Source organism: Dictyobacter arantiisoli (assembly GCF_008326305.1).
Classification (GTDB): domain Bacteria; phylum Chloroflexota; class Ktedonobacteria; order Ktedonobacterales; family Ktedonobacteraceae; genus Dictyobacter; species Dictyobacter arantiisoli.
Genome location: NZ_BIXY01000024.1, coordinates 70,336 through 76,369, shown reverse-complemented (window position 1 = coordinate 76,369; position 6,034 = coordinate 70,336). Strand labels below are relative to the sequence as shown.

The following is a 6,034-nucleotide window of genomic DNA, read 5'->3' as shown; positions in this document are numbered from 1 at the left end:
AATTGGTCACTGACTTCCCACGGTTTGGTTCGGGCCATCTTGGTTTCTCCTTTGCTTGGGGGATTCGTGTTCCTTTCCTTGTTCTTGATTCTATCATCTCCTTCCACGTTTTCGGATAAGTTCTTAGGAGAGTAGCAAGGTTTCAAAAAGGAGACGTTCTGAGACCTGAGGTATTGGAAGGTTTTGAGCAACACCAAAAAGGCGACCAGCGCCGATTTGCCTGTGGTGTATTGTTGGGCCAGGAGACGCTCATCAAGGGTCGGCGTATACAACTCACGCTCCGTCGGTGTGCGCTTCCGCTGCCGATAGGCAGTTTCGTCGATTCGTGGCATGATGGTTCCTTTCTACCCCTGACGACGTTCCCAGGCGCGCGCTTTGCGTTTGGCTGCTTCACGGTTATCAGCGATGTAGCGCTCCAGGCTACGTAAGGAGGTATGCCCACTAAAACGCTTGAGATCGATTTCCGTATACTCATGGGCGGCCCGGACGCTGATGGCTGTATGGCGCAGTTGGTGTAGATCCCACCCAGGAGTATAGTGTTTCCACAGCGTGTCGGCTTGGCGATACGAGAGACGAGCATACCCATCAGGCGTTAGGTCGGCGCGCCGAGGAAGACGGGCCTTGCGCTGTGTCACAAACAGCGGTCCCGCTGTCGGGCCTCCACGCGCCGTCAGATACTTGTCCAGCAGTGTTCCAACGGCGCGCGAAAAAAACATCTCACGTGGGCGGTTGCCTTTCCCATCTACGCCATTTCTCGCTTTCATAGCTCTTTTTCGATTTTGCTATTCTAGCAAGAAATGGTGTCTTTTTCTCCCTTTCGGGACTATCGGGAAAGCCGAAAAGCCCTGCAGATAAGATGATAGCAGTTGTTTTTTAAGGATTTTCTATAGTATAATAGCGTAACATTATAATAACGTAACATTGAAATTTATTTCTTAATATCAAATGCAAGAGGAGTGCTTGTAACGGATCGAATTAATATGTTGGAGGATCTTCACTCATGGAATGGAGCGCTATGTGGGTTCCTTGGATAGGTACTGGAATAGAGCATCTTCGCCTACAGCAAATTGATAAGGGCATTTATATCGATAGTGTCGTGGTTGGGTCTAAGCATAAGCAACCTTTTCGTGTTTGGTATAAGATTTATTGTGATTCAGAATGGAGAGTCCAAACATGCCTTCTCCATCGTTATGGTCCACGTTCGCGAGAGCTAAAATTCCAAGTTGATAGTCAAGGGCACTGGGTAGATGCAGATAATATTTCTCTCTCAGCACTTGAGGGATGTATTGATGTGGATATTTCAGCTACTCCCTTTACGAATACTTTACCTATACGTCGTTTATCACTTCTTCCTGGGCAATCTACTGATATTTTGGTGACTTACATTTCAATTCCTGAATTAGAGATAGTACCTGTAAAAAAGCGCTATACGTGCTTAGAAACGAGTGATAATGGGAGCCTTTATCACTATGAAAATCTCACACGTGGTTTTGCCACTGAACTACATGTTGACGCTCAAGGATTAGTTCTGGATTATCCCGAAGTATGGAAGCGAAGTTGGAACGAGTTTTTCTAAAGGATGCATGTTTCCACAACCTGTGACCTTCATAGATCTTGCAGTTTTTGGATAAGATTTCGTTACATGGTAACGAAAGATCGAGCGTTGGTAGAAAGAGAATAAGGATTGCTCTATGCACATACACGATCCAAGACAAGTTGTTTTTACTTATTTGCTCCACTCATCACGCCAGGCTGATAATGTTGCCTTGCCTGACACCATATATATCTTAAGAGAACATAGAATCGCACAACGTATTTTTTTTATTGTTACATATACCACACAATATCAACAACAAATCTACGCCAGTATTATTGTTCGCCAAACTGAAGTTGGTATGTGGGATTTTGCGGGATTTTTTCTCATGGGGGGGGCAAGCGTTGCTGATTCCTCAGAGCAACTTTCTCCCCAAATAGCATATATCGTCTCTGCCCGTCAAAATTACTCTTTTATTGGTGTTGTGGTTCTTCCTAATAAAATGCAAATCACCAGCCTTGCATTCAGAGATACCCATGGAATTGTTTTTGAGGATCAGTTAGAAAACGGTACGGTGCTTTTTGTGACCAATCAATTGCTTCAACATCCTATTGATGTAGAACTGTATGATCACGCCCATCTTCTTATTAATCAGCAACACATCTTTCATTAAATTTTCCATTTAGATACATATAGTCTGCACATTAAACCATTTTTTCCTATCTCTGTTTACTATGCGACGAAAGAGTTGCGTGATTGTAGCATATGCTACAACCATGTAACTCTTTCGTCATTTCTACTAAATAAGTGAGCTATCCGAGATTCTACGCCATCTACTAGAAGTAATCTGTTTGTCCATCTTGCCATGTATTACCATTTGACAATGGCCCTCGGGCATCTGTTGCGAGGATGATTTGTGAAGGTGGATAAAAATACGGAATCCCTAACGTTTCACCGATACAATAGGCTTCAAAAGGAATTTGATCTGCTACTAATTGGCTTTGATTTACAGCTAGTTGAGGTGTAGGTCCGCTGTCTGATGTGAAATTTGGATATGTTACTCCATTACAGACAACGGATCCATTTACACTCCAGTTTCCTTTGAGTGCTGTAACCCCAGTAGGACATCTATTTGTAAGTGTCATTGAATAATTAAAATATGTGTACCCCCCGGCTGTATATACGTTATTTTCCTCCGCAAATTCAAAGACACATGATTGAACAGCTGTTGGTATGATGTTTGCAAATGCACTGGTGGAAGCAGGTGTATAAGTAACGTATTTATGTCCGTTAACAATCATTCCAGCGCCTATTGTTTTCTCTGGATGTGTAGATTTTGTTGCTGCATAGCTGGTTGTTGTAGAAAATGTTGCCGTCATGGCTAGGGCCATTGTTAATAGTAACGCTAATAACGAGATACGGTGAAGATAATGTATTGGTGGTTTTTGCATGAACAGAGGTTGCTCCTTCATTTTTATTAAGGTATGAATCATTCATACCAATATTTTGGAATACAAAATATAACACTACTAATAATAGCATATTCTTATTATTATTTTCAAGATTTTTATGTACCAATACTGATAAACTGTAAATTTTGGAATGAAGTGAACTATTTTCGTGATAATTAATTGCTGCTTGGTCGCTCTCGAACGAGGCCATTGCCAATCGCCGCTTCGAGTCGCTGGATGAGTTGCAAAAGGTGCAAGCCAAGCAGTATGTCGTGCTTGCCAACGATCCACTCCATCTGCGGCGGCACACGCTGTTCCACTGGTGGTCAACCTCAGCCTCTTCTACCTTCTTGCTTCACGCCTCTTGGCTTCCAGGTAGGTTTTTTTGCATATCCCCCCGAAACGGTGTACTCGTTTCGGGGGGATATGCAAAAAGCCCCTTTCTCTGTGGGATGGGGCGTTCGCTTCACGATCGCATTCGCCAACAGGATCTCCCTTGCGATAGGGCGGCTGCACAAAGAGGATTTTGGAGGAAGGGCAGACGACGGTTTCCAGGTATACCCACCATCGTGGGTCACATTGAGCAGGAAATCCCATCTCGCTGGCCCTTGCGGGAGAGTGTGATCTGTGAAAGAGGCGGCCTCTCCAGCCTCAGACTCGTGAGTTGAAGAGGAGATGATCAGGTTCAACCAGAGGATTTATTCGCCCTCCTTACCTCAGATAATTGTACAGAAATTACCTCACGGAATTTTGGATTTACAGGGAACGTTGGTCATCCACCAAAAAACCTCTGCCCGTAAGGGGCAATACCGCTTCAACAACGAGAATGACGATGGAGAAGTGTAGGTGCGTGCCGAGGTCGCAACCGAGGTGCGCTTTCCCGTTCTTTCCCGTTCCTCGTACGCACATCCCGCCCGTAGGCCATTCCTCCCCAACATCCGTGTCGGGGGACAGTGCAGAGCGTTGGGGCGGGAGAATCGTACGAGCAAGGGAGCATTGACCTGCGCTGACGCTCCGTGCAATGCCGACGTTTTTCCTCATGATTCTCGTTATTTGAGCGGTATTGGGGGACACCTCAAACCCCGGCGAGGGCTGCCGCCCTTTGCAATCCCGCTTCGTGCCGCCCCTGGCAATCCCGCTGCGCCTGCGTCTTGCTAGGGGATAAATGCCGGTTCAGCAGGTCAGGGGCGCTGCCCAATGGGTAGGAGAAAGGGAGCTTTTACGGTCGTCAACAATCCAGCTAGAGCCGTATACCAGGCGACAAGAGCCGTTATGATGCCGAGCCAGCCACCGATCACGGTAAAGGTGGAACCACCACCCAATGCACCAATCATCAATGCCAGGAAAGTAAGAAACAGGAAGAAAAACACACCCATCAGGGCATAATTGCTGCGGAGGGTACCGATAAACATCAGCCCGGTGAAGATTGTCCAACCCAGAAGGAAAAAGCCGAATGCGGTATCGTTAGGAATCAATTTAAATTGCAGGCTTACACCAACCGCTAACCAGAAGCCGCCATAGGAACTAAAAGCGGTAGCCCCGAAGGTGTTCCCCATCTTAAATTCCCACATACCAGCTAGCAACTGGCAGAGGCCACCATAGAATAAAGCCAGACCAATCACAACACTAGCACCAGCAAATAAATTTGCATTGGCGGAACTCAAAACAAATGTGGTCAACGCGAAAGCTGAGAGACCCAACGGCGCCGGATTGATAGCCGCAGAGACCACGTCGGTAGTAGCGCCCTCTTTATTGAGCGAAAACTGTGCCATAGTATTCCACCTTCCCTTGAATATTCCATGCATTCATTCGCTATACAATCCATGGATAGCGATAACCGTGTAGACAGTACGTGCAGGCGTCATTACCTGCTCCAGTCAGGGAAAAAGAGTTAGAACACCATACAATCACAACATCCTGCTTACTACTGTACTGTGAATTCACCTTTCCTATCATAAAACATCAATTCAGGCGCTAGCACCGTACTTCTCGCCTTCTTTCATTGTACGATATTCAGAAAGGTTTGCCAATACATTAGCAGGATCAATATGCGCCTATCGTCGAAAGTACGATCCATTTCATCCAAATGGAGGTGAATAGGGATACGTGTATCTATGGTTATAAAATTATAAAAGGTGAAATGGCTGTTTAGAGGGAGCAAGTCTTCCAGGGATTAGTCTGACAGAGGACGAGAAGCATCGCCTGTCAGACTCATCGATTTGCTCGCTTACATTAACCGCACGCTTGCTCACAAGGATGATCCCATGGGCGCTGTAACATCTTGAATGTATAGATTGCTATTACGCATTTCATATACTTTCAACCTGTTCCCTTATTTCTACCATAGAATTTAATAATTTGTCAAGGCAATAATATCTATCTTTCCTTACCATATTACCTATAACTTGATTCATCGCTTTTTTGCAATATTTATGCAGCTTATATACAGTCATAAATGCTGTTCAGACAACAGAACGACAGTACTTGATAAGATTTTCCCTGGTAGCCCCGGGAAGGTGATGGAGAAGGCCGAGGGGATCGTACGATGAACGGGAAAGCGCACCTCGGTTGCGACCTCGGCACGCACCTACATCGCTGCCCAACGCTCTGTCTGGAGTACGAATACTCCTCGTTTTTCGCCATCCGTTCTCGGTATGTAAACGGTATTGACTGCGAGGGTGCGGGCCTTCTTTGTTTGTTTATGGATGCTCTGGAGATTGATCTGGACTGGTTTGAAACAACGCCTGTTGTAAATGCTCAATCTGTGTCAACAAACGGACAATCACTTCGACGGCTTCCTGGTTGATATCCAGGTCGCGCTGGATACGATATGCACGCCGCAGTAAGCGCAAATCGTGCTCATTATAAAGGTGCTCCTGGCTGGCTTGATCTTGCAGACCAATCAAGCCTATTTCGGTGAGATGCGCAATCAAGGGATCTTCGCAACGGCTATAGTGGATAATTTCTTGCGCACTATAGGTGTGCGTCTCACCCAGGCTGCGCAATGTGATATGTGTGGATCGATATGATGGCTGTTCTGGCTGCATAA

The 6,034-nt window shown here is 45.7% G+C and carries 8 protein-coding genes; 2 read left to right on the top strand and 6 right to left on the bottom strand.

The annotated features are described in order from the left end of the window. Both F1593_RS10260 and F1593_RS10255 read right to left on the bottom strand, forming a co-directional pair. On the bottom strand, positions 1 to 332 hold a 332-nt coding region (locus tag F1593_RS10260; protein WP_216368837.1), incomplete at its 3' end, for a hypothetical protein. Between the two features lie 12 nt (positions 333 to 344). Further along, complete coding sequence (locus tag F1593_RS10255) at positions 345 to 764, bottom strand: site-specific integrase (protein ID WP_149401464.1); 420 nt, start codon at positions 762 to 764, stop codon at positions 345 to 347. A gap of 236 nt (positions 765 to 1,000) precedes the next feature. On the opposite strand from F1593_RS10255, the gene F1593_RS10250 reads away from it, so the two are divergent. Then, entirely contained in the window at positions 1,001 to 1,576 is a 576-nt protein-coding gene (locus F1593_RS10250) for a putative glycolipid-binding domain-containing protein (RefSeq protein WP_149401463.1), read from the top strand. Positions 1,577 to 1,691: 115 nt separating this feature from the next. After that, the gene (locus tag F1593_RS10245; RefSeq protein WP_149401462.1) at positions 1,692 to 2,207 is read left to right on the top strand and encodes a hypothetical protein; all 516 of its coding nucleotides are present in this window, start codon (positions 1,692 to 1,694) and stop codon (positions 2,205 to 2,207) included. A gap of 163 nt (positions 2,208 to 2,370) precedes the next feature. On the opposite strand, the gene F1593_RS10240 is transcribed toward F1593_RS10245, so the two are convergent. The 4 genes from F1593_RS10240 to F1593_RS10225 form a co-directional block, all read right to left on the bottom strand. Beyond that, on the bottom strand, positions 2,371 to 2,985 hold the full coding sequence (locus F1593_RS10240; protein WP_149401461.1) for a hypothetical protein: 615 nt from the start codon (positions 2,983 to 2,985) through the stop codon (positions 2,371 to 2,373). Positions 2,986 to 3,161: 176 nt separating this feature from the next. Beyond that, a complete protein-coding gene (locus F1593_RS28280; protein ID WP_172632024.1) occupies positions 3,162 to 3,305 on the bottom strand; it encodes a hypothetical protein in 144 nt (47 codons plus the stop codon). Between the two features lie 861 nt (positions 3,306 to 4,166). Continuing rightward, entirely contained in the window at positions 4,167 to 4,757 is a 591-nt protein-coding gene (locus tag F1593_RS10230) for an acetate uptake transporter (protein WP_149401460.1), read from the bottom strand. Between the two features lie 927 nt (positions 4,758 to 5,684). Beyond that, positions 5,685 to 6,032 carry a chaperone modulator CbpM gene (locus F1593_RS10225; RefSeq protein WP_172632023.1) on the bottom strand — a complete coding sequence of 116 codons (348 nt, stop codon included), beginning with the start codon at positions 6,030 to 6,032 and terminating at the stop codon, positions 5,685 to 5,687. Positions 6,033 to 6,034: the final 2 nt, after the last annotated feature.